Genomic DNA, 22,945 nt, shown 5'->3' with positions numbered 1-22,945 from the left:
ATCATTTGCGCGGCACGCTCGCGTATCCTGAAAGACAAGGAACAGGGCCGCCGACCCGGCTGGTTGGGCGGCGGACAGGAGACACCATGAGCGAGACCAGATTGACCAGCAGCTATGCACGGGGCGCCAGCGAGCCGCGCCTGCTCAACAAGACCATCGGCCAGCAGCTGAGCGAGACAGCAGCGCGCTTTGGCGCGCGCGATGCGCTCATCAGCCGCCACCAGGGCCTGCGCCTCACTTACCAGCAACTGCTGGAGCAATCGCAGCAACTGGCCAGCGCCTTGCTGCGCGCCGGCATTGCCAAGGGTGACCGGGTGGGGATCTGGTCGCACAACAATGTGGAATGGGTGCTGCTGCAGCTGGCCACCGCCCATGTCGGCATCATCCTCGTCAACATCAACCCGGCCTACCGCACCTCCGAGCTGGCCTATGCGCTCAACAAGGTGCAGTGCAAGGCGCTGTTTGTGATGGAGCGCTTCAAGACCAGCGATTACCTGGGTATGGTGCGCGCGCTGGCGCCTGAGCTGGAGACGCAAGCCAGCGCTGCGCTGCAGATTGAGGCCTTGCCCGATTTGCGCCTGGTGGTCTGGATCGATGTCGCAGGCCAGGGCCAGGAGCAGGCAGGCATGCAGCGCTTCTCGCGCTTTATCGCCAGCGGTGATGCGGCCGACCCGCAGGTCGCGCAGATAGGGGCCAGCTTGACGCCCTACGACCCGATCAATATCCAGTTCACCAGTGGCACCACAGGCTTTCCCAAGGGCGCCACCTTGACCCACCGCAATATCGTCAACAACGGCTATTTCATTGGCGAGGCGATGCGGCTCTCGGAAGAAGACCGGCTCTGCATTCCCGTGCCGCTCTACCACTGCTTTGGCATGGTGCTGGGCAATATGGCCTGCATGACGCATGGCGCGGCCATGGTCTACCCCAATGACGGCTTTGATGCGCTGACGGTGCTGGAGACGGTGCAGGCCGAGCGCTGCACCGGCCTGCATGGCGTGCCCACGATGTTCATTGCCGAGCTGGACCACCCACGTTTTGCCGAGTTCGACCTGTCGAGCCTGCGCACCGGCATCATGGCTGGCTCGCCCTGCCCGATCGAGGTGATGAAGCGCGTGGTCAGCCAGATGCATCTGTCCGAGATCACCATTGCCTACGGCATGACCGAGACCAGTCCGGTCAGCTGCCAAAGCTCGACCGACACGCCGCTGGACAAGCGCGTCTCCACCGTCGGCAAGGTGCATCCGCACCTGGAGGTCAAGATCGTCAGCCCCGAGACCGGCGAGACCGTGGCCCCCGGCCAATCGGGTGAGCTCTGCACGCGCGGTTATTCGGTCATGCATGGCTACTGGGGCGACGAGGCCAAGACGCGCGAGGCCATCGATGGCGATGGCTGGATGCACACCGGCGACCTGGCCACGATGGATGAAGAAGGCTATGTGAACATTGTCGGCCGCATCAAGGACATGGTGATCCGGGGCGGCGAGAACATCTACCCGCGCGAGATCGAGGAGTTTCTCTACACCCACCCGCAGGTGCAGGATGTGCAGGTGGTGGGCGTGCCCGACAGCCGCTTTGGCGAGGAGCTCTGTGCCTGGGTCATCGTCAAGGCCGGCCAAAGCCTGGATGCCGAGGCGCTGCGCAGCTACTGCAAGGGCCGGGTGGCCCATTACAAGGTGCCGCGCTACATCGAGTTTGTCGAGGCCTTCCCGATGACGGTGACCGGCAAGATCCAGAAGTTCAAGATCCGCGAGGCGATGATCGAATCGCTGAAGCTGGATGTGAGCAAGACGGCCTGAACCGCGCAGAGCGCCGCCATGCAGCACCCGCCTGAACGATCAATGCCCTTCCAGCTTGGCAGCTTGCTTGGCGGCGGCGCGGCGGGCCACTTCCAGGCGCTTGCGCAAGGTGATCTCGCTCAGGTCCAGCTCCTGGACCAGGCTGCGCAGCGATTCGTCGTTGATGCGGTTGTTGTGCCGCTCGGCGTAGATGGTGTGGCGCTCGACCTTGATGCAGTTGAGCCGCATCTCCAGCTCGGCCACATAGCGCAGGCGGCGCTCCTGCACCGCGTCGGGCGTGGCCAGGTCCTGCACCTCGGCGGTTTCGGGCGTGCGCTCCTCGTCCAGCAGGTCGATACGGTTGCGGTACTCGCGCGCAATCCGGCCTTCGATTTCATGCTGCTGGGCCTGCCATTCGGTGGGCTGCTGGGCGGCATCGTCGTCGCTCATCGCCAGGCTGTTGATCGCAGCGCGGCAGGCTGCAATGCGCGCCTGGCGCTCTTCGCGCACCGATTCGGGCTCGCTCACCGCCTGCACGCGGCGCAGCACCAGCGGCAGGCCGATGCTGCCGATCACCAGGGTGAACAAGATGGTGCCGGTGGCCAGAAAGATCAGCATGTCGCGTGCTGGAAACGGCTGGCCGTTGTTCAAGAGCAGCGGCACGGACAGCGCACCGGCCAAGGTGACCGCGCCTCGTATGCCCGCCAAGGTCGTGGCCAGGTTCAGCCACAGGTCGGGTTTTTTGACCAGCTTGCCGGCCTGGTGGGCCTTGTGCAGGCTGCGGCTGACGCCCAGCATCAGCCAGATCCAGCGCAGCGCCAAAAGTGCGATCGAGATGATGGCCACATAGCCCACCAGAATCCACCAGTCATGGCCGGCATCGCGCAAGGTTACGCCAATGATCGAGGGCAACTGCAGGCCCAGCAGCAGGAAGATCGCGCCGTTGAAGGCCGATTCCACCATCGCCCAGGTACCGGCGGTTTGCATGCGCTCGGAGATGTAGTCGGCGCGGTTCAGGTCGCCAAAATTCGTGGCCACGCCCGCGGCCACGGCGGCCAGAATGCCCGAGACACCAATCTTTTCGCCCAGCAGGTAGGCTGCAAAGGGCAGCAGCACCAAGAGCAGCACCATCTGCGTGGCGGCCACATCGCCCAGGCGGCGGGTGACGGTATCGCGCAGGTAGCTGAAACCCCAGCCCACCGCAGCGCCCACGCCCAGGCCACCCAGCGCAATCCACAGAAATTCCTGCGTGACCTGGGTCCAGGAGAACACACCGGTCAAGGTGGCGGCGATGGCAAATTTCAGCGCCACCAGGCCCGAGGCATCATTGAGCAGCGATTCGCCTTCGAGCACATGCATGGTGTGGGCCGGCATGCCCAGGTTGCGGGTGATGGCCGAGACGGCCACCGCATCGGTGGGCGATATCACGGCGGCCAGCGCAAAGGCCACGGTCAGCGGGATCTCCGGGATCATCCAGTGGATCAGGTAGCCCAGGCCAATCACGGTAAAAAGCACCAGGCCAAAGGCCAGCCGCAAAATAGGGCGGTACAGCGCAAAGAACTCGCGCTTGGGAATGCGCCAGCCGTCGGCAAACAGCAGCGGCGGAATGAACAGCAGCATGAACAGGCCGGGGTCGAAATCGATATGCAGGCCTTTTTGTGGCCAGGACAGCGCCGCGCCCAGCATGATCTGGATCAGCGGCAGCGGTATGGCCCGGATGTAGCGCGCAATGATGCCGGTGACGGCACCGATCATCAGGACGAGCAGGACGGTTTCGACGGTGTGCATGGTGCGGATTCGTTTGGCAGCAGACTATTTTTAAAGAAAACGCGTTTCTGAACGGAACGCTAGAACATTGAAGAGGACAAGCATGAGCAAACTCGCAACCCAGCTGAATGCCCGGTCGGCAGATTTTCAGACCAATGCGCAAGCCATGCGCAGCATTGTGGAGGACCTGCGCGCCCAGTCTGCCAAGGTGGCGCAAGGCGGTGGTGAAGCCGCCCGTGCCAAGCACCTGGGCCGGGGCAAGCTGCTGCCGCGTGACCGCGTGCAGATGCTGCTGGACCCGGGCACGCCCTTTTTGGAGCTGGCACCGCTGGCTGCGCTGAACATGTACAACAACGATGCACCCGGTGCGGGCCTGATCGCCGGCGTGGGCCGCGTCAGTGGGGTGGACTGCATGATCGTGTGCAATGATGCCACGGTCAAAGGCGGCACCTACTACCCGATGACGGTAAAAAAACATTTGCGCGCCCAGGAAGTGGCAGCGCAAAACCGACTGCCCTGCATTTACCTGGTTGATTCGGGCGGCGCCAACCTGCCCAACCAGGACGAGGTCTTCCCCGACCGCGAGCACTTTGGCCGCATCTTCTACAACCAGGCCAATATGTCGGCCCAGGGCATTGCGCAGATCGCCGTGGTCATGGGTTCCTGCACCGCTGGCGGCGCCTATGTGCCGGCGATGAGCGACGAGTCCATCATCGTGAAGAACCAGGGCACGATCTTTTTGGGTGGCCCACCGCTGGTGAAGGCTGCGACCGGCGAGGTGGTGAGTGCCGAAGACCTGGGTGGCGGCGATGTGCACACGCGCCTGTCGGGCGTGGCCGACCACCTGGCCGACAACGACACCCATGCACTGGCGCTGGCCCGCAAGGCCGTGAGCCACCTGAACAAGGCCAAACAGCCCAACTTGGCCGACAAGGCGCCGCAGGCACCGGCCTACCCGGCCGATGAGCTGTATGGCGTGATCCCGGTCGATACGCGCAAGCCTTTTGATGTGCGCGAAATCATCGCCCGCATTGTCGATGGCAGCGATTTTGACGAGTTCAAGGCCCGTTTTGGCGCCACCCTGGTCTGCGGCTTTGCCCGCGTCGAGGGCATGGAGGTGGGCATCATCGCCAACAACGGCATTTTGTTCAGCGAGTCGGCCGTCAAGGGTGCGCACTTCATCGAGCTGTGCTGCCAGCGCAAGATTCCGCTGGTCTTTTTGCAGAACATCACCGGCTTCATGGTCGGCCGCAAGTACGAGAACGAGGGCATTGCCCGCCACGGCGCCAAGCTGGTGACGGCGGTGGCCACGGCCAGCGTGCCCAAGTTCACCATCATCATCGGCGGCAGCTTTGGCGCCGGCAACTACGGCATGTGTGGCCGCGCCTACAGCCCCCGCTTTTTGTGGATGTGGCCGAACGCACGCATCAGCGTGATGGGCGGCGAGCAGGCGGCCAGCGTGCTGGCCACGGTCAAGCGCGATGGCATCGAAGGCCGGGGCGGCGCCTGGACGGCGGAAGAGGAGGAGGCCTTCAAGGCGCCCATCCGCCAGCAGTACGAGGACCAGGGCCACCCTTACTACGCCTCGGCACGGCTGTGGGATGACGGCGTCATCGACCCGGCCGATACCCGCCGCGTGCTGGCGCTGGGCCTGGCGGCCACGCGCAATGCACCGATCGAAGATACCCGATTCGGCGTCTTCCGCATGTAAGGCTCTGAGACAGAGAGGACACCATGAAAAGTACATTTCTGACCGTCGAAGCCACTGGGCCGGTGGCCACCATCACCCTGACCCAGCCCGATGTGCGCAATGCCTTCAGCGATGAGGTGATTGCCGACATCACCCGCGCCTTCAGCTGGGTGGGTGCGCAGGCCCCGGTCCGCGCCGTGGTGCTGGCCGCCGAAGGCCCGGCCTTCTGCGCTGGCGCCAACCTGAACTGGATGCGCGCGATGGCCGATTACACCCGCGAGGAAAACCTGGTCGACGCGGGCAAGCTCGCCGAGATGCTGCGCGTCATTTACACCTGCCCCAAGCCGACGATTGCGCGGGTGCAGGGCGATGTCTACGCCGGTGGCATGGGCCTGGTGGCCTGCTGCGACATGGCGGTGGCGGCCAGCCACGCCGGTTTTTGCCTCAGCGAGGTGAAGATCGGCCTGATCCCGGCCACGATCAGCCCCTATGTGATCCGCGCGATGGGCCCGCGTGCGGCGCACCGCTACTTTCTGACCGGTGAGCGCTTTGACGCCGCCGAAGCGCTACGCACCGGCTTTGTGCACCAGGTGGTGGAGGCTGAGGCGCTGGACAGCGCCGTGGACGGCCTGCTCAAGCACCTGCTGAGCGCCAGCCCGGCAGCGGTACAGGCCTGCAAAAAGCTGGTGCTCGATGTGGCCGGCCGTGAGGTGGACGAAGCGCTGATCGCCGAGACCGTGGCCGGCATCGCCGATATCCGCGCCAGCGCCGAAGGCAAGGAAGGCGTGCAGGCCTTCTTGAACAAACGCAAACCCAGCTGGCTGGGAGGCTGATGCAGCCCTAAAGCGGCCTTGGATGGCAGACAGCAAGCGGGCATTGGCGCTATAAACAGCGCGTTTGCTGACTGGCACTGAGGAGCACCACCATGGATATCTGGAACACCATCGTCAACTGGCTGCACGGCATGGGCCTGCATCTGGACAAGGACACCGCACACACGGTGGGGCAGGCGGCCGACCAGGTCGGCCAGGTGGCCGGCCAGATGGGCCAGGCCATGGCGCAGTGGGACTGGGGCCAGCTGATGGCGCTGGCAGCTGCGCTCGGTTGGGCCAGTGGCTTTCGGCTGTATGCGGTGGTGTTTGTGACGGGCATGCTGGGCGCCACCGGCGTGCTGCAGCTGCCCGGTGGGCTGACGGTGCTGCAGCAGCCGGTGATCCTGTTCATCAGTGGCGCGCTGCTGTTTGTCGAGTTCTTTGCCGACAAGATCCCCGGCGTGGATTCGGTCTGGGATGTGGTGCAAAGCGTGGTGCGGGTGCCAGCGGGTGCGGCCTTGGCGGCCAGCGTGTTTGGCACCGACAACGCGACGATGGCGACAGCGGCGGCCCTGATGGGCGGCACCTTGGCGCTGAGCAGCCAGGTGGCCAAGACCACGACGCGCGCGGCCATCAACACCAGCCCGGAGCCGTTCTCCAACTGGGGCGCGAGCCTGGTCGAAGACGGGGTCTCGATCGGCGCGGTGTGGCTGGCCATCCACCACCCGCTGGTGTTTGCGCTGGCGCTGGCCGTGGTGCTGGTGCTGATGTGGGTGATGACCTGGGTGTTGTGGAAGTTTTTGCGGGCCGTGGTGCGCCGGATTCGCCGGTGGCTGGGCCATGAAGAGCCGGTGGCCCTGGCCGCCACGGGCGCGGATCACCAACGATATTGACCGGGGGCTTGCGAAGGCGGGCTGGGGTCAGGGAAGAAGACTGAGGAGATTGTTCTATGTTCTCGAAAATTTTGATCGCCAACCGTGGTGAGATTGCCTGCCGCGTCGCCGCTACCGCCCGCCGCATGGGCGTCAAGACCGTGGCCGTCTACTCCGACGCGGACGCCCATGCCAAGCATGTGGCCGCCTGCGACGAGTCCGTGCATATCGGTGGAAGCGCCCCCAAGGACAGCTACCTGCGCTGGGAACGCATCATCGAGGCGGCCAAGGCCACCGGCGCGCAAGCCATCCACCCCGGCTACGGTTTCTTGAGCGAGAACGAAGACTTTGCCGTCGCCTGCGCCGCTGCGGGCCTGGTGTTCATCGGCCCGCCGGCCAATGCCATCCGCGCGATGGGCCTGAAGGCCGAATCTAAACAGCTGATGGAAAAGGCCGGCGTGCCGCTGGTGCCCGGCTACCACGGCGCGGGCCAGGACCCGGCCATGCTGCACGCGGAGGCCGACCGCATCGGTTACCCGGTGCTGATCAAGGCCAGCGCCGGCGGCGGTGGCAAGGGCATGCGCCTGGTGGAAAAGAGCGAAGACTTTGCTGCCGCGCTGGAGTCCTGTAAGCGCGAGGCCATCAACAGCTTCAGCAACGATGCGGTGCTGATCGAGAAATACGTGCTGCGCCCCCGCCATATCGAGATCCAGGTGTTTGGCGACACGCAAGGCAACTGCGTGTATCTCTTCGAGCGCGACTGCTCGGTGCAGCGCCGCCACCAGAAGGTGCTGGAAGAAGCCCCAGCGCCGGGCATGACCGCCGCGCTGCGCCAGCAGATGGGCGAGGCGGCGGTGGCCGCTGCCAAGGCCGTGGGCTATGTGGGCGCGGGCACGGTGGAATTCATCGTCGAGCAGCCCGGCGGCTACGACCAGCCCGAGGCGATGAAGTTCTACTTCATGGAGATGAACACGCGCCTGCAGGTGGAGCACCCGGTGACCGAGGCCATCACCGGCGAAGACCTGGTGCAGTGGCAACTGCTGGTGGCCAACGGCCAGCCGCTGCCCAAGCAGCAGGCCGAGCTCAAGATCAGCGGCCACGCGATCGAAGCGCGCATCTGCGCCGAGAACCCGGACAACAACTTCCTGCCCGCCACCGGCACCTTGCATGTCTACCGCAAGCCCGACTGCAGCAGTTTTGCAATCAGCGATGTGCGCATTGACGATGGCGTGCGCGAAGGCGATGCCATCAGCCCCTTCTACGACAGCATGATTGCCAAGCTCATCGTCCACGGCGCAGACCGTGCCCAGGCGCTGGCGCGGCTGGATGCGGCGCTGGCTGCGGTGCGCATTGTCGGCCTGCAGACCAATGTGCAGTTCCTGCGCCATATCCTGGCCACGCCCTCGTTTGGCCAGGCCAAGCTCGATACGGCGCTGATCCAGCGCGAAGAGGCACGGCTCTTCAAGCAGCGCGGCCTGGGCCTGGACACCGCTGCGGCCGCTGCCGTGGTGGCCGAGCTGCTGCAGGAGCGCGCAACCGAGAGCCACGACCCCTTCAGCCGCCGCGATGGCTGGCAATCGCATGGCGTGACCGAGCGGCGCTTTGACTTTGAGTTTGGCGGCGACAAGTTGCAGGCGGCGTTGCGCTATGAGGCTGCTGGCCTGGTGCTGACGGTGGGCGATGCCACGGGCCCGCTGCAGTTCAGTCCCAACGGCGAGCTGGTGGAGCTGCAGTTCAACGGCCAGCGCGACCAGGTGCAGACCTGGCAGCAGGGCGAGGTGGTGCATGTGTTCGCACCACGCGGCGCGGCCGAGATCACCGCCATTGATGCGCTGGCCCATGCCGGTGACGCTGGCAGCGAAGGCGGGCGCCTGACGGCCCCGATGCCGGGCAAGGTGGTGTCGTTTGCGGTCAAGGCCGGTGACAAGGTCAGCAAGGGCCAGCCGTTGGCGGTGATGGAGGCGATGAAGATGGAGCACACCATTGCCGCCCCGGCCGATGGCGAGGTGCTGGAGCTGCTGTTTACGCCCGGTGACCAGGTCACCGAAGGCGCAGAACTGCTGAAGTTGCAGGTCGCTGCGTCCTAAAGGGTGCCGCTGCGCTGTCTGTGACGGCGCGGCACCCTTTTCTGTGCTGAAATGCCGGCCATGAAAATTCTCGTCTACACCGACAGCGACGACCTGCAGCACTGGCTGGATGCGATTCGCCTGCACCTCCCCCAGGCCGAGGCTCGTGGCTGGACGCCCGGCATGGTGCAGGCCGATTACGCGCTGGTCTGGAAGCCGCCGCAGCAGCTGTTCGACGAGCAAGGCGCCGGCCTCAAGGCGATCTTCAACATGGGCGCTGGTGTCGATGCGCTGTTTGCGCGCCAGCTGCCCGCCGGTGTGCCGGTGCTGCGTCTGGAAGACGCCGGCATGGCCGTGCAGATGGCCGAGTATGTCTGCCATGCGGTGATCGACCATTTCCGTGACCTGGCGCCGTACCGGGCCCAGCAAAGCGCGGGCGTCTGGGCACAGCAGCCCTTGCGTTTGCGCAGCGATTTTCCCGTCGGCGTGATGGGCCTGGGTGTGCTGGGCGAGCGCGTGGCCCAGGCGGTGGCGCAGTTTGATTTTCCGGTGCGCGGCTGGAGCCGCTCGCCCAAGCAGATCGCCGGTGTGCAGTGTTTTGCCGGCAGCGCGCAGCTGCCGGACTTTCTGCGTGCCACGCGTATCCTCGTCAACCTGCTGCCGCTAACGGCGCAGACCGAGAACATCATCAATGCCGGCCTGCTGGCGCAGCTGCAGCCGGGCGCCTATGTGATCAATGTGGCGCGCGGCGCGCACCTGGTCGACGCCGACCTGCTGGCCGCGCTGGACAGCGGCCAGGTGGCAGGCGCCACCTTGGATGTGTTTTGCACCGAGCCCCTTCCCGCCGAGCACCCGTTCTGGCAGCAGCCGCAGATCCGCATCACGCCGCACAGCTCCGCCCGCACCTTGCCCGAAGAGACCTTGCAGCAGATCCTGCACAAGCTGCGGGCCTTTGCTGCCGGAGAGAAGCCTGGCGGCATGGTCTATGCCGATCGCGGATACTGATTCCGCCCCCCGTTTTTAAGAAATACCCCAGGAGACGCCCCATGGCCCGCTACCCCCAACGTGTCCAATTGATTGATGTCGGCCCGCGCGATGGCCTGCAGAACGAGAAATCGCCGGTGCCGGCTGCCGTCAAGATCGAGCTCACCCACCGCCTGCAGGATGCGGGCCTGACCGAGATCGAGGTGACCAGCTTTGTCAGCCCCAAGTGGGTGCCGCAGATGGGCGACAACGCCGAGGTGATGGCGGGGCTGGCGCGCAAGGCCGGGGTGCGCTATTCGGTGCTGACCCCGAACATGAAGGGCTATGAAGCGGCCGTGGCCTCCCAGCCCGATGAGATCGTGGTGTTTGGCGCGGCCAGCGAAGCCTTCAGCCAGCGCAATATCAACTGCTCGATTGCCGAGAGCATCGAGCGCTTTGCGCCGGTGGTGGAAGCGGCCAAGGCCGCCGGCATTGCGGTGCGTGGCGCGATGAGCTGCACCGTGGGCTGCCCGTATGAGGGCGAGATTGCGCCTTCGCGCGTGGCCTACCTCGCCGAGCTGATGAAGGGCATTGGCGTCGAGCGCGTCGATGTCGCCGACACCATCGGCGTGGGCACGCCGATCAAGGTGCAAAAGGCGCTGGAAGCGACCTTGCAGTATTTCAACCTGGACCAGGTGAGCGGGCATTTCCACGACACCTACGGCCAGGCGCTGCCCAATACGCTCGCGTCGCTGGAGCTGGGTATCTGGAACTTCCAGTCATCCATCGCCGGTCTGGGCGGCTGCCCCTATGCCAAGGGCGCGACCGGCAATGTCGCCACCGAAGACCTGGTCTACATGCTGCATGGCATGGGCATCGAGACCGGCATTGACCTGGACAAGCTGGTCGATGCGGGCGTCTACATCAGCGACTTTTTGCAGCGCAAGCCCAATTCGCGCGTGGCCGTAGCGCTGATGAACAAGCGCGCGGGTTGATCGCCCAGCGCGGGCTCGCGAATGCCCGCTGCGCTGCAGCGGAGCCTGCTAAACGGCACAATCGTCGCTTAACAAGGAGTTGAACCATGTGTGGAGCGGAGTTGCTGAGCCTGCCCGAAGGGGTGCAGCGGGTAGCCAGGGTGCTGCAGGACAAGGGCCATCCGCATGGGCCGCAGATGCTGGAAGTCTCGGCGCGCACGGCCCAGGAGGCGGCCGATGCGCTGGGTATTGCGCTGGGCCAGATTGCCAAGAGCATTATTTTTCGCCGCAAGAGCGATGACGCCTGCGTGCTGGTCATCACCTCGGGCGACTGCCGCGTGGACGAGGCCAAGGTGGCGGCGCTGGTCGGCCCGGTGGGCCGCGCGGATGCGGAGTTTGTCAAGGGCCGTACCGGCTTTGCAATTGGCGGTGTATCGCCCGTCGGCCATGTGAGCCAGCCCGTTACGCTGATTGACCGCGAGCTGTTCCGTTTTGAACAGATCTGGGCAGCGGCCGGCCACCCCAATGGCGTGTTTGCGCTGGCCCCGGCCGATCTGGAAGCGCTGACCGGCGCGCCGGTGGCCGATGTGGTCAAGGAGGCGGCATGACGGAACAAATGGATAAGCCGGTGGAGCTGCCTGTGGCCTCGCCCGCGCCGCTGGCAGCCCGCACCAAGCAGGTGCGGGTGACTGGCGCCTTTGCCGCCGATTACAACGATGTCGTGCCATCGCCCTGCGTGTCGCTGTGCAAGATGAATGCGGACCGCAGCCACTGCATCGGCTGCTACCGCTCGATCGATGAGATCCGTGCCTGGTCCAAGGCTGACACCGCAGAGCGCCAGCAGATCTGGCTGCAGGCGCTGGGCCGTGCGGGCCTGGGCAGCAATGGCCGGCCGCTGGTGCCGACGCCCTAACAGGAGCCGGGTATGAAAAGCATCGATTTCTACCTGGACTTTGTCTCTCCCTACGCCTGGCTGGCTTTCCATGCGCTGCCGCAGGCGTTGCAGGGCCATAGCGTGCATGTGCGCTACCGGCCCGTCTTGCTGGGGGCGCTGCTGCAGCAGCATGCCAACCCGGGGCCAGCCGGCATTGCCGGCAAGCGCGAATGGACCTACCGCCATGCCAGCTGGCTGGGCCACAGCCTGGGCTGTGGGCTGCAGATGCCCGCCCAGCACCCCTTCAACCCCTTGCCCTTGCTGCGCCTGGCCTTGCGCACGGGCCAGGGCGGCTGCATCAACCGCTTCACGGCCGATGCCATCTTTCGCCATGTCTGGCTGGGTGGCGCCGATGCGCTCGATGCCCAGCGCCTGCCGGCCTTGGAGCAAGCCCTGGCTGAGCAGCTGCGCCATGGCGACGCGGCCGAGCAGGAGGCCAAGCAGGCCTTGCGCAGCAATACCGATGCGGCGGCCGCCGCCGGCGTGTTTGGCGTGCCCAGCATGGTGCTGGACGGCAAGCTGTTCTGGGGCCTGGATGGGCTGCCGATGCTGAGCGCCTACCTGAATGGCGACGCCTGGTTTGCGGATGGCCAATGGGATGCGGCAGCAGACCGCCCCTCCGGTTTGGCCAAGCGCTGATTTCCGGCTTCTGCGCTGCTGAAAATGCCCCTTCCAGCGGTTTTGCCCGCCCTGGGACTTTCCCTTGGTCGCTGCTGCAGTGCAGCGATATTCCGCATCGCAAAACGCTTTGTGCGGGTTGCGCTGGATTTTGTCAGCGAATTGTCAGCAGATTGCAAGCTTGTGTTGGAAAACCGTCAGACTTGGGTCAGCGCTTGCTTGAAGAATGCAGTGTCCGCCAAACAAAAGAGCGGCAACACTACAAGGAGACAACAGCATGGCAACCAGTGCAGCAGCACGGCCGATGACCAAGGAGGAGCGCAAGGTCATCTTCGCCTCGTCACTCGGCACCGTTTTTGAGTGGTACGACTTCTATCTCTACGGCTCGCTGGCGGCCATCATCGCCAAACAGTTCTTCTCCGGACTGGACCCAACCTCCGCCTTCATCTTTGCGCTGCTGGCCTTTGCTGCCGGCTTTATCGTGCGCCCCTTCGGCGCGCTGGTGTTTGGCCGGCTGGGCGACATGATCGGGCGCAAGTACACGTTCCTGGTCACCATCTTGCTGATGGGCGCATCGACCTTCATCGTCGGTATCTTGCCCAACTACGCCAGCATTGGCGTGGCAGCGCCCATCATCCTGATCGTACTGCGCATGCTGCAAGGTCTGGCCTTGGGTGGTGAATACGGCGGTGCGGCCACCTATGTGGCCGAGCATGCGCCGCATGGCAAGCGCGGTGCCTACACCTCCTGGATCCAGACTACGGCGACCCTGGGCCTGTTCCTGTCGCTGCTGGTGATTCTAGGCACGCGTACCGCCATGGGCGAGCCTGCCTTCAATGACTGGGGCTGGCGCATTCCGTTCCTGGTGTCGATTCTGCTGTTGGGCGTGTCGGTGTGGATCCGCATGACCTTGTCCGAGTCGCCTGCGTTCCAGCGCATGAAGGCCGAAGGCAAAACCTCCAAGGCACCGCTGCGCGAATCGTTTGGCCAGTGGAAGAACCTGAAGATCGTGATCCTCGCGCTGATCGGCCTGACCGCTGGCCAGGCCGTGGTCTGGTACACCGGCCAGTTCTATGCGCTGTTCTTCCTGACCCAGCAGCTCAAGGTCGATGCCGTCAGTGCCAATCTGATGATTGCCGTGGCCCTGCTGATCGCCACCCCGTTCTTCGTGATCTTTGGTGCATTGTCCGACAAGATCGGCCGCAAGCCCATCATCATGGCCGGCTGCCTGCTGGCCGTGCTGACCTACTTCCCCGTGTTCAAGATGCTGACCGAAGCGGCCAACCCCGATCTGGCAGCGGCGCAAGCCAAGAACAAGGTCGTGGTCGTGGCCAACCCGGCCGAGTGCTCCTTCCAGTTCAACCCGACGGGCACCTCCAAGTTCACCAGCTCCTGCGACGTGGCCAAGCAACTGCTGGCGGCCAATTCGGTGAGCTATGAAACCGAGGCGGCGCCTGCCGGCACGACGGCCATCATCAAGATCGGCAACGACACCATCCCCAGCTACTCGGCTGCGGGCCTCAGTGGCGACGATCTGAAGGCCAAGGACGGTGCGTTCAAGAAGGCTGTCGCCGAGACCCTGGCCAAGGACGGCTACCCAGCCAAGGCCGACCCCGCCAAGACCAACAAGGTCTTGACTGTGGTGCTGCTGACCTACTTGGTGCTGCTGGTGACCATGGTGTACGGACCGATTGCCGCGATGCTGGTGGAAATGTTCCCGACCCGCATCCGCTACACCTCCATGTCGCTGCCCTATCACATCGGCAATGGGTGGTTCGGTGGTCTGCTGCCCACCACGGCCTTCGCGATCGTCGCGCAGACCGGCAACATGTACAACGGCTTGTGGTACCCCATCATCATCGCCGGTATCACCTTCGTGATCGGTACCTTGTTCGTGCGTGAAACCAAGGATGTGGATATTTACGCGAACGACTGAACCGCATGACTGCGAGATGGCCCCGAGTATGCAGATGGCCTGATACCCCTGGCCTTCACCTCCCAACAGCACCTTCGGGTGCTGTTTTTTTCTGGGCGGTTTGGTATCTCATGGTTAATACCAGGGTGTGTCACATAAGTGTGGTAGCGATGCGTCACTCTCGCAAAAACTGCAAGATATTCAGCGCGTTTTCCGGAGTCTGCCGCCTAGAATTAACATTATGTGACGGGCTGAAACCTGCCCTGAGCGGACCCCAACAGCACCGTCCAACCATTTTTAATGACTACATCCCCGAGGACACTATGCGTTCACTGAATCGTTTGATGATTGCCACCTTGGCCGTTGCTGGCTCTACTGCTGCACTGGCTCAAAGCAGCGTGCAGGTTTATGGCCGTGTGAACACCTCGGTGGAACGCCAGAAGGTGGGCGATGTCTCCACCACCGGTTTGTTCAACAACGCATCGCGTATCGGTTTCCGTGGCACGGAAGACCTGGGTGGCGGCCTGAAGGCTGGCTTCGTGCTGGAATCGGGTTTCAACTCGGACGACGGCTCGGGCACCGGCTCCGCTGGTGGCCTGACCTTCCGCCGCCAAAGCGAAGTGAACCTGGCGGGCAACTTCGGTATGCTGCGTCTGGGTACCTTCACCGCTGAGTCCTACTATGCAGTGGCTGACTACGGCGTGCTGGACCAGCCTAACCACGACACTGGTTCGCTGTCAGACGCGCTGTACAGCTACGTGATGCGCGACTCCAACAAGATCGCCTACCGCACTCCCGTGTTCCTGGGCGGCCTGACCATTGAAGGCGCTGCCTCGTTCCACGAAAAGGCTGCTGGCACCAACGACAAGCACGGCTACGACCTGGCTGCCAACTGGGAAAGCGGTCCTCTGGCCCTGGGTGCAGGCTTCACCAAGGTCGGTGGCGACAAGCAACTGGGCCTGCGCGCGCACTACACCATCAACGCCTTCCAACTGGGCGCTTACTACCAACGCTCTGACGAAGAGCTGCGCGGCAAGCGCAATGCAGCGCGCGTGACCGGTATGTACACCATGGGCGCTTCCGAGTTTGTCGCTGGCTTCGGCTGGGCTGGCAAGTGGGACGACGTCAGCAACAGCGGCGCACGCCAGCTGATCCTGGGCTACAACTACAACCTGAGCAAGCGCTCCAAGCTGTACGCTGGCTACACCAAGGTCGACAACAAGGCCAACGCCAGCTACGCCACCGGCATCTCCGGCGCCGACTTCAGCACCTTCGCTGCGGGTATCCGCCACAACTTCTAAGCAAGCCTTGGGCGCCCGGCGCGCTCCTGCTTCCCAACCCGCCTTCGAGAGATGGCGGGTTTTTTTGTGCCGCCCAAGCCTGCGGCTCGGATACATCACCATTTGCTAATATCTGTAAATATGTACAGTGTTTTGCAGGGCTTTGCCGCGAGCTGATTCAGCCGAGGAATGAACTCCCTAGAATGGTTGCTCACGATCATTTTGCCCCCACGCAGTCGTGTCGGCCTTCCGAGTTTGGGCATCCCTGGCACTGCGCATGGGGGCTTGCTTATCCGGCGGCTGGACTGCGCCAACGAATTACTGGATAGCTCATCGGTATGTCTCAGGAAATCATTCGCATCCGTGGTGCGCGTCAGCACAACCTCAAGAATCTGGATCTGGATATCCGCACGGGGGAGTTGACCGTGGTGACCGGGCCCAGCGGCTCGGGCAAATCCAGCCTGGTGTTCGACACCTTGTATGCCGAGGGTCAGCGCCGCTATGTTGAAACCTTCAGCGCCTATGCGCGCCAGTTTCTGGACCGCATGGACAAGCCGGCCGTGGACAAGGTCGAAGGCGTGCCGCCCGCCATTGCGATTGACCAGACCAACCCGGTGCGCAGCTCGCGCTCCACGGTGGGCACGATGACCGAGCTCAACGACCACCTGAAGCTGCTGGTGGCACGCGCCGGCCATCTGTTTGACCAGCAGGCCGCCTTGCCGGTGCAGCATGACACGCCCGAGAGCATTTACGAGCAGTTGCTGCAGCGCAGCCAGGCCGATGACCCGCGCATCGTGATCACCTTTCCGGTCGAGCTGCCGGCCAACACCAGCGCCGAGCAGGTCGAGCAGTGGCTGTCGGCCAGTGGCTTTACCAAGGTGCAGGCCGAGCGCGAGGTCGATGTGGTGCGGCAGGCAGCGGCCGTGGACAGCAGCAAGAAAAAGCCCAAGGCCGGCAAGCAGGCCGCGGTAGAGGCGCCCCAGAGGGTCAAGCTGCTCGATGTGGTGGCGGATCGCTTTCGCCTCAGCAAGGCCGAGAAGGCGCGCGTGATCGAGGCCATCGAGGTGGCCCTGAAGCGCGGCAGCGGCCAGATGACGGTCTATGCCATGGCCGAGGCCGGTGCGGACGGCAACGCCGCCGAGCCCGCGTTGTGGAAGTTCTCTTCCGGTCTGCATTGCCCGGAAAGCGGCCTGCGCTACCGCGAGCCGACGCCGTCGATGTTCTCGTTCAACTCGGCCGTGGGCGCCTGCGATGCCTGCCGGGGTTTTGGCCGGGTCATTGGCGTGGACTGGGGCCTGGTGATTCCCAACGACAAGCTGACCTTGCGCACCGGCGTGATCAAGCCGATCCAGACGCCGGCCTGGAAGGAGATCCAGGACGATCTGATGCGCCATGCCGAGGCGCAGGGCATTCCCCGCGACACCGCCTGGGCCAAGCTGACCGAGGCGCAGAAGGACTGGGTCATCCATGGCGAAGAGGGCTACAAGGACGGTAACTGGAGCCGCCAGTGGTACGGCATCCGCCGCTATTTCGAGTACCTGGAAACCAAGTCCTACAAGATGCATATCCGCGTCTTGCTGTCCAAGTACCGCAGCTACACGCCGTGCCCGGTCTGTGGCGGTGCACGCCTCAAGACCGAGAGCCTGCTGTGGCGCGTGGGATCGAAGGCCGATGCCGATGCGGCCTTGCCGCCGGCCCAGCGCTTCATGCCGCGCGGTGTGGCCTGGAGCCGCGAGCAGCTGGAGGCCTTGCCCGGCCTGAGCCTGCACGACCTGATGCTGCTGCCCATCGTGCGGCTGCGCCAGTTCTTTGCCAGCATGGATATCCGCCGCAGCAACGATGGCGACGCGCAGGCGCTGCGCCTGCTGCATGAGGAAATCAGCAACCGCCTGCTCTACCTCTGCGATGTCGGTATTGGCTACCTGACCCTGGACCGCCAGAGCCGCACGCTGAGTGGTGGCGAGGTGCAGCGCATCAACCTGACCACGGCCCTGGGCACCTCGCTGGTCAACACCTTGTTCGTGCTGGACGAGCCCTCGATCGGCCTGCACCCGCGCGATATGGAGCGCATCACCGTCGCGATGAAGCGGCTGCGTGATGCCGGCAACACCCTGGTGGTGGTGGAACACGACCCGGCGGTGATGTTTGCCGCCGACCGCATGATCGACATGGGCCCAGGCCCGGGCGAGAAGGGCGGCCAGATCGTGTTTGACGGCACCCCGGCCGAGCTGCGCCATGCCGATACGCTGACTGGTGCCTACCTGGGCGGCCGCAAGCAGGTGGGCATGGGCGCCAAGCGCATGGTGACCGAGAGCACGCCGCGCCTGATTCTGGAAGGCGCGACCGAGCACAACCTGCAGAACGTGTCGGTGGATTTTCCGCTCCAGCGCCTGGTGGTGGTCACCGGCGTGTCGGGTTCGGGCAAGTCCACACTGATTCAGGACGTGCTGGCCCCTGCCTTGATGCGCCATTTTGGCAAGCCCACCGAGCTGGCTGGCGCGCACCAGCGCCTGCTGGGCGCTGACCACCTGTCCGATATCGTCTTTGTTGACCAGTCACCGATTGGCAAGACCGCGCGCTCCAACCCGGTCAGCTATGTGGGCGCCTGGGATGCGGTGCGCGAGCTGTTTGCGACCGCGCCGCTGTCCTTGCAGCGCGGCTATACCGCCGGCAAGTTCAGCTTCAACAGCGGTGATGGCCGCTGCCCGACCTGTGGCGGCTCGGGCTTTGAGCATGTGGAGATGCAGTTCCTCTCCGACGTCTACCTGCGCTGCCCAGATTGCGACGGCAAGCGCTACCGCGCCGAGATTCTGGAAGTGCGCATCGAGCGCGATGGCCGCTTGATGAACGTGGCCGATGTGCTGGAACTGACTGTCAGCGAGGCGGCCGCGCTGTTCGCCAAGGACCGCGAGGTGATTCGCGCGCTGCAGCCCATCGTCGATGTGGGGCTGGAATATGTGAAGCTGGGCCAGCCGGTGCCGACCTTGTCGGGTGGCGAGGCCCAGCGCCTCAAGCTCGCCGGCTTTCTGGCCGAGGCCGCCAAGAGCGCCTCCAAATCCAAGCAAACGCTGGCGCGTAAGGGCACCTTGTTCCTGTTTGACGAGCCCACCACCGGCCTGCATTTTGAAGACATTGCCAAGCTGATGCGCGCACTGCGCAAGCTGCTCGAAGCCGGCCATTCGCTGATCGTCATCGAGCACAACCTCGATGTGATCCGTGCCAGCGACTGGCTGATCGACCTGGGCCCCGATGCTGGCGAAGACGGCGGCAAGGTGGTGGAAGAGGGCACGCCCGAGGAGGTGCGCAAGTCCGGCCGCTCCTACACCGCGCAGGCGCTGCGCGACTACGAGCTGGCCATGCTGGGTGAGCGCGGCGATGGCCAGCCCCACGAAGTGCGCGAGCAGCGGCCGGCCTATGCGCTGGCGCCTGCAGCGCAAGCTGCGGCGCTGCCCGGGCCGGGCAACAGCATTCAGATCATCAATGCCAAGGAGCACAACCTGAAGAACCTGAGCGTGGACATTCCGCGTGGCAAGTTCAACGTCGTCACCGGCGTGTCGGGCTCGGGAAAATCGACCCTGGCGTTTGACATCCTGTTCAACGAAGGCCAGCGCCGCTACCTCGAATCGCTCAACGCCTATGCGCGTTCCATCGTGCAACCGGCGGGCCGCCCCGAGGTCGATGCGGTCTACGGCATCCCGCCGACGGTGGCGATCGAGCAGCGCCTCTCGCGCGGCGGGCGCAAATCCACGGTGGGCACCACGACCGAGGTCTGGCATTTTCTGCGCCTGCTCTACGTGAAGCTGGGCGTGCAGCATTGCACCAAGGATGGCGCAGCGGTCCAGCCGCAAACCCCCGAGAGCATTGCCGCGCAGCTGATGACGCAGTACCGCGGCCAGCTCATTGGCCTGATGGCCCCGCTGGTGGTCGCGCGCAAGGGCGTCTACACCGAGCTGGCGGACTGGGCGCGGCCGCGTGGCTACACCCATCTGCGCGTCGATGGCCAGTTCCTGCCGACCACCGGCTTTCCGCGCCTGGACCGCTTCAAGGAGCACACGGTCGAGCTGCCGGTGGCCAGCATCGAGATCAGGCCCGAGAACGAGGCCCTGCTGCGCGACAAGCTCGCCACGGCGCTGGAGCTGGGCAAGGGCGTGCTGCATGTGCTCTCGGCCATCGGCACCCTGGAAGCGGCGATGCAGACGGGCAGCGACACATCCGCCATTGGCCAGCTGCAGGTGTTCTCCACCAAGCGCGCCTGCCCGGTCTGCGCCACCAGCTATGCCGAGCTGGACCCGCGTTTGTTCTCCTACAACAGCAAGCATGGCTGGTGCCCCGACTGCGTGGGCACCGGCGTCAAGCTGACTAAGGACCAGCGCAAGGTCTATGACGATTCGGTGATGAGCCAGGACAACCGGGGCCGCGAGCAGAGCTTTGAAGAGCCCGAGGCCGAGGATGTGGGCGAAACCACCTGCCCGACCTGCCAGGGCACGCGCCTCAATGCCACCGCCCGTGCGGTGCTGTTCCACGGCCAGTCGATCTCGTCGATCGCCCGCCTGTCGGTCACCGATGTGCGGCTCTGGATCGAGGGCCTGGTGCTGTCGGGCCGCGAAAGCGATATCGCCCGCGACCTGGTGCCCGAGATCCACAGCCGCCTGGCCTTTCTGGAAGAGGTGGGCCTGGGCTATCTGACGCTGGACCGGGGCGCGCCCACCTTGTCGGGCGGCGAGGCGCAGCGCATTCGCCTGGCCGCGCAGCTGGGCAGCAATCTGCAAGGCGTCTGCTATGTGCTCGACGAGCCCACGATTGGCCTGCATGCGCGCGACAACCATATCCTGCTCAACGCGCTGCACAAGCTGGGCGCCAAGGGCAATACGCTGGTGGTGGTGGAGCATGACGAGGACACGATCCGCCGCGCCGACCATGTGATCGACATCGGCCCTAGCGCCGGCAAGCGCGGCGGCCGCCTGGTGGCCCAAGGCACGACGCAGGATGTGATGGATGCGGCCGACTCGCAGACCGGCCGCTACCTGCTGCATGCGATGCGCCACCCCTTCCAGCCGCGCCGCCTGGTGCATGGCGTGGCCGATGCGGTGTTGTCATCGCCCGCAGACGACGCAGCGCCCGTCGCCAAAAAGCGCACCAAGAAGCAGATCGCCGCCGACGCCGCTGCCGCGCTGGCCGCCGACAGCGCCCAGGCCAATGCCGCGCTGGCCGCGCCGGCCCGCGCCGATGCGATGGCGCCGCTGCACTGGCTGTCCGTGCTGGGCGCCCACCTGCACAACCTGCAGAACGTGGATGTGCGCGTACCGCTCAAGCGCCTGGTGGCCGTGACGGGGGTGTCGGGCTCGGGCAAATCCACGCTGGCGCGCGATGTGCTTCTCACCAATGTGACCGCCTGGGTCGGCCAGCGCGCCACCAAGGCGGGGCGCGATGACATGGATGCCGGCAAGGCGCCGGCGCTCTTGGGCTGCAAGGGCCTGCAGGGCTTTGAGGGCATCGACCGGGTGCTGGAAGTGGACCAGACGCCGATTGGCAAGACGCCGCGCTCCTGCCCTGCGACCTATATCGGTTTTTGGGACACGATCCGCAAGCTGTTTGCTGAGACGCTGGAGGCCAAGGCGCGCGGCTATGCGGCCGGGCGTTTCTCCTTCAACACCGGCGAAGGCCGCTGCCCGGCCTGCGAGGGCCAGGGCATGCGCACCATCGAGATGAGCTTTCTGCCCGATGTGAAGGTGCCTTGCGAGGTCTGCCATGGCGCCCGCTTCAGCCCCGAAACGCTGGCGGTCACCTGGCGCGGCAAGAGCATTGGCGAAGTGCTGCAGATGGAGGTCGACGAGGCGGTGCTGTTCTTTGCCAGCATGCCCAGCATCGCCCATCCGCTGCAGCTGCTGCAGGATGTGGGCCTGGGTTATCTGACCCTGGGTCAGCCGTCGCCCACCTTGTCGGGTGGCGAGGCGCAGCGCATCAAGCTGGTGACCGAGCTGACCAAGGTGCGCGATGACATCACGCGCCGGGGCAACAAGGCGCCCCACACCTTGTATGTGCTCGATGAGCCCACCGTGGGCCTGCACATGGCCGATGTTGACAAGCTGATCCATGTGCTGCACCGCCTGGTCGATGCCGGCCACAGTGTGGTGGTCATCGAGCATGACCTGGATGTGATTGCCGAGGCCGACTGGGTGATCGACCTGGGGCCCGAGGGCGGCAATGCCGGTGGCCGCATTGTTGCTACTGGTACGCCCGAGGACCTGGTCCACGCGGGCACGCATACCGGCAAGGCGCTGGCGCCGGTGCTGGCGCGCTGACTGCGGCGTGGCGGCAGGGCGTTTGCTGACAGCGCGCCCTGCCGGGCCTGGGCACAATCGCAACATCACCTGCAAGGAGCCCTTGATGCATATTGACCCCCGGCACCCGGAAGCCCCGCCTGTCAAAGACCCCGCCCCGGTACAACCACCACCAGTGCCCACGCCCGGCATTCCATCGCCTATCCAGGAGTAGAGATCAAGGGGCGCTGGATACCGCTGCCCAGCGACGTATGATCGCGGTTTTCTGAACCCCTGAATTCTGGCGAGCAAGCATGCGCATATTGCTGATTGAAGACGAGCTGGAGATGGCCGCCTGGCTGGTGCGCGCCCTCAAACAATCGAACATCGAGGCGGTGCATGCCGCGCATGCGGCGATGGCCACGCGCCTGCTGCCTGACGGCCCCTTTGATGTGGTGGTGCTCGATTTGCAACTGCCCGACCAGCATGGCTTTGACTGGCTCTCGGCCATGCGCGGCCAGGGCCGGCGTGAGCCGGTGCTGGTGCTGACCGCGCAAGGGGCGGTGCAGGACCGCGTCGAAGGCCTGCACCGGGGAGCCGATGACTACCTGACCAAGCCTTTCGATGTGGCCGAGCTGGAGGCGCGCCTGGCGGCGCTGCACCGGCGCAGCCAGGGCCGGGTGCAGGCCATGCAGCAATGCGGCTCGCTGCGCTACGACAGCAACCACCGCACCTTCTGGCTGGCCGAGCAGATGCTGGCGCTGACGCCGCGTGAGCATGCAGCGCTCGAAGCGCTGATGGCGCGCACCGGCGCGCCGGTGGGCAAGTCCAAGCTGACGGCCAAGGTCTTCCCGCAGGACAGCAGCGTCAGCCCCGATGCCATCGAGCAGGTGCTGCACCGGGTGCGGCGCAAGCTCGCGGGCGGCGATGTGCATATCGTGACCGTGCGGGGCTTGGGCTACATGCTCGAAACCCTGGTGCCCAAAAGCCCGGGCAATCCACTTTCCTCCTGACCA

At 64.9% G+C, this 22,945-nt stretch carries 15 protein-coding genes; 14 read left to right on the top strand and 1 reads right to left on the bottom strand.

All coding sequences use genetic code 11. The annotated features are described in order from the left end of the window. The first annotated feature begins 86 nt into the window (after positions 1-86). On the top strand, positions 87-1,799 hold the full coding sequence (locus F0Q04_RS22495; protein ID WP_182343626.1) for an AMP-binding protein: 1,713 nt from the start codon (positions 87-89) through the stop codon (positions 1,797-1,799). A gap of 39 nt (positions 1,800-1,838) precedes the next feature. Here F0Q04_RS22495 and F0Q04_RS22490 read toward each other — a convergent pair whose 3' ends face one another. Continuing rightward, positions 1,839-3,566 (bottom strand): Na+/H+ antiporter, encoded by a 1,728-nt coding sequence (locus F0Q04_RS22490; protein WP_116926532.1) that lies wholly within the window; start codon positions 3,564-3,566, stop codon positions 1,839-1,841. Positions 3,567-3,648: 82 nt separating this feature from the next. Here F0Q04_RS22490 and F0Q04_RS22485 point away from each other — a divergent pair, with 82 nt between their 5' ends. The 13 genes from F0Q04_RS22485 (at position 3,649) to F0Q04_RS22425 (ending at position 22,942) form a co-directional block, all read left to right on the top strand. Beyond that, positions 3,649-5,256 carry a carboxyl transferase domain-containing protein gene (locus F0Q04_RS22485; protein WP_182343624.1) on the top strand — a complete coding sequence of 536 codons (1,608 nt, stop codon included), beginning with the start codon at positions 3,649-3,651 and terminating at the stop codon, positions 5,254-5,256. Between the two features lie 23 nt (positions 5,257-5,279). Then, positions 5,280-6,068, top strand: a complete 789-nt coding sequence (locus tag F0Q04_RS22480) for an enoyl-CoA hydratase/isomerase family protein (protein ID WP_182343622.1) — start codon at positions 5,280-5,282, stop codon at positions 6,066-6,068. A 92-nt stretch (positions 6,069-6,160) separates the two neighbouring features. Further along, positions 6,161-6,940 (top strand): DUF4126 domain-containing protein, encoded by a 780-nt coding sequence (locus F0Q04_RS22475; RefSeq protein ID WP_116926529.1) that lies wholly within the window; start codon positions 6,161-6,163, stop codon positions 6,938-6,940. Between the two features lie 56 nt (positions 6,941-6,996). Next, entirely contained in the window at positions 6,997-9,006 is a 2,010-nt protein-coding gene (locus tag F0Q04_RS22470) for an acetyl-CoA carboxylase biotin carboxylase subunit (RefSeq protein ID WP_182343620.1), read from the top strand. Between the two features lie 60 nt (positions 9,007-9,066). Continuing rightward, positions 9,067-9,990, top strand: a complete 924-nt coding sequence (locus F0Q04_RS22465; RefSeq protein ID WP_182343618.1) for a 2-hydroxyacid dehydrogenase — start codon at positions 9,067-9,069, stop codon at positions 9,988-9,990. A 41-nt stretch (positions 9,991-10,031) separates the two neighbouring features. Further along, entirely contained in the window at positions 10,032-10,943 is a 912-nt protein-coding gene (locus tag F0Q04_RS22460) for a hydroxymethylglutaryl-CoA lyase (protein ID WP_182343616.1), read from the top strand. A gap of 86 nt (positions 10,944-11,029) precedes the next feature. Beyond that, complete coding sequence (locus F0Q04_RS22455; RefSeq protein WP_116926526.1) at positions 11,030-11,530, top strand: YbaK/EbsC family protein; 501 nt, start codon at positions 11,030-11,032, stop codon at positions 11,528-11,530. Beyond that, positions 11,527-11,835, top strand: coding sequence for a DUF1289 domain-containing protein (locus F0Q04_RS22450; RefSeq protein WP_232539448.1), 309 nt, complete (start codon positions 11,527-11,529; stop codon positions 11,833-11,835). The genes F0Q04_RS22455 and F0Q04_RS22450 overlap by 4 nt, the downstream gene beginning before the upstream one ends. A gap of 12 nt (positions 11,836-11,847) precedes the next feature. Next, on the top strand, positions 11,848-12,495 hold the full coding sequence (locus tag F0Q04_RS22445; protein WP_182343613.1) for a DsbA family protein: 648 nt from the start codon (positions 11,848-11,850) through the stop codon (positions 12,493-12,495). Positions 12,496-12,751: 256 nt separating this feature from the next. After that, complete coding sequence (locus F0Q04_RS22440) at positions 12,752-14,410, top strand: MFS transporter (RefSeq protein ID WP_116926523.1); 1,659 nt, start codon at positions 12,752-12,754, stop codon at positions 14,408-14,410. Between the two features lie 302 nt (positions 14,411-14,712). After that, positions 14,713-15,690, top strand: a complete 978-nt coding sequence (locus F0Q04_RS22435; RefSeq protein ID WP_116926522.1) for a porin — start codon at positions 14,713-14,715, stop codon at positions 15,688-15,690. 317 nt (positions 15,691-16,007) lie between these two features. Further along, on the top strand, positions 16,008-21,971 hold the full coding sequence (uvrA, locus tag F0Q04_RS22430) for an excinuclease ABC subunit UvrA (RefSeq protein WP_182343611.1): 5,964 nt from the start codon (positions 16,008-16,010) through the stop codon (positions 21,969-21,971). Between the two features lie 272 nt (positions 21,972-22,243). Beyond that, positions 22,244-22,942, top strand: coding sequence for a response regulator (locus F0Q04_RS22425; protein ID WP_182343609.1), 699 nt, complete (start codon positions 22,244-22,246; stop codon positions 22,940-22,942). The last annotated feature ends 3 nt before the right edge of the window (positions 22,943-22,945 follow it).

The sequence above is a fragment of the Comamonas koreensis genome (genome assembly GCF_014076495.1).
In the GTDB taxonomy this organism is placed as follows: Bacteria; Pseudomonadota; Gammaproteobacteria; order Burkholderiales; family Burkholderiaceae_C; genus Comamonas; species Comamonas squillarum.
The sequence above is the reverse complement of the archived record's forward strand: the minus strand, read 5'-3'. Positions and strand labels throughout refer to the sequence as shown.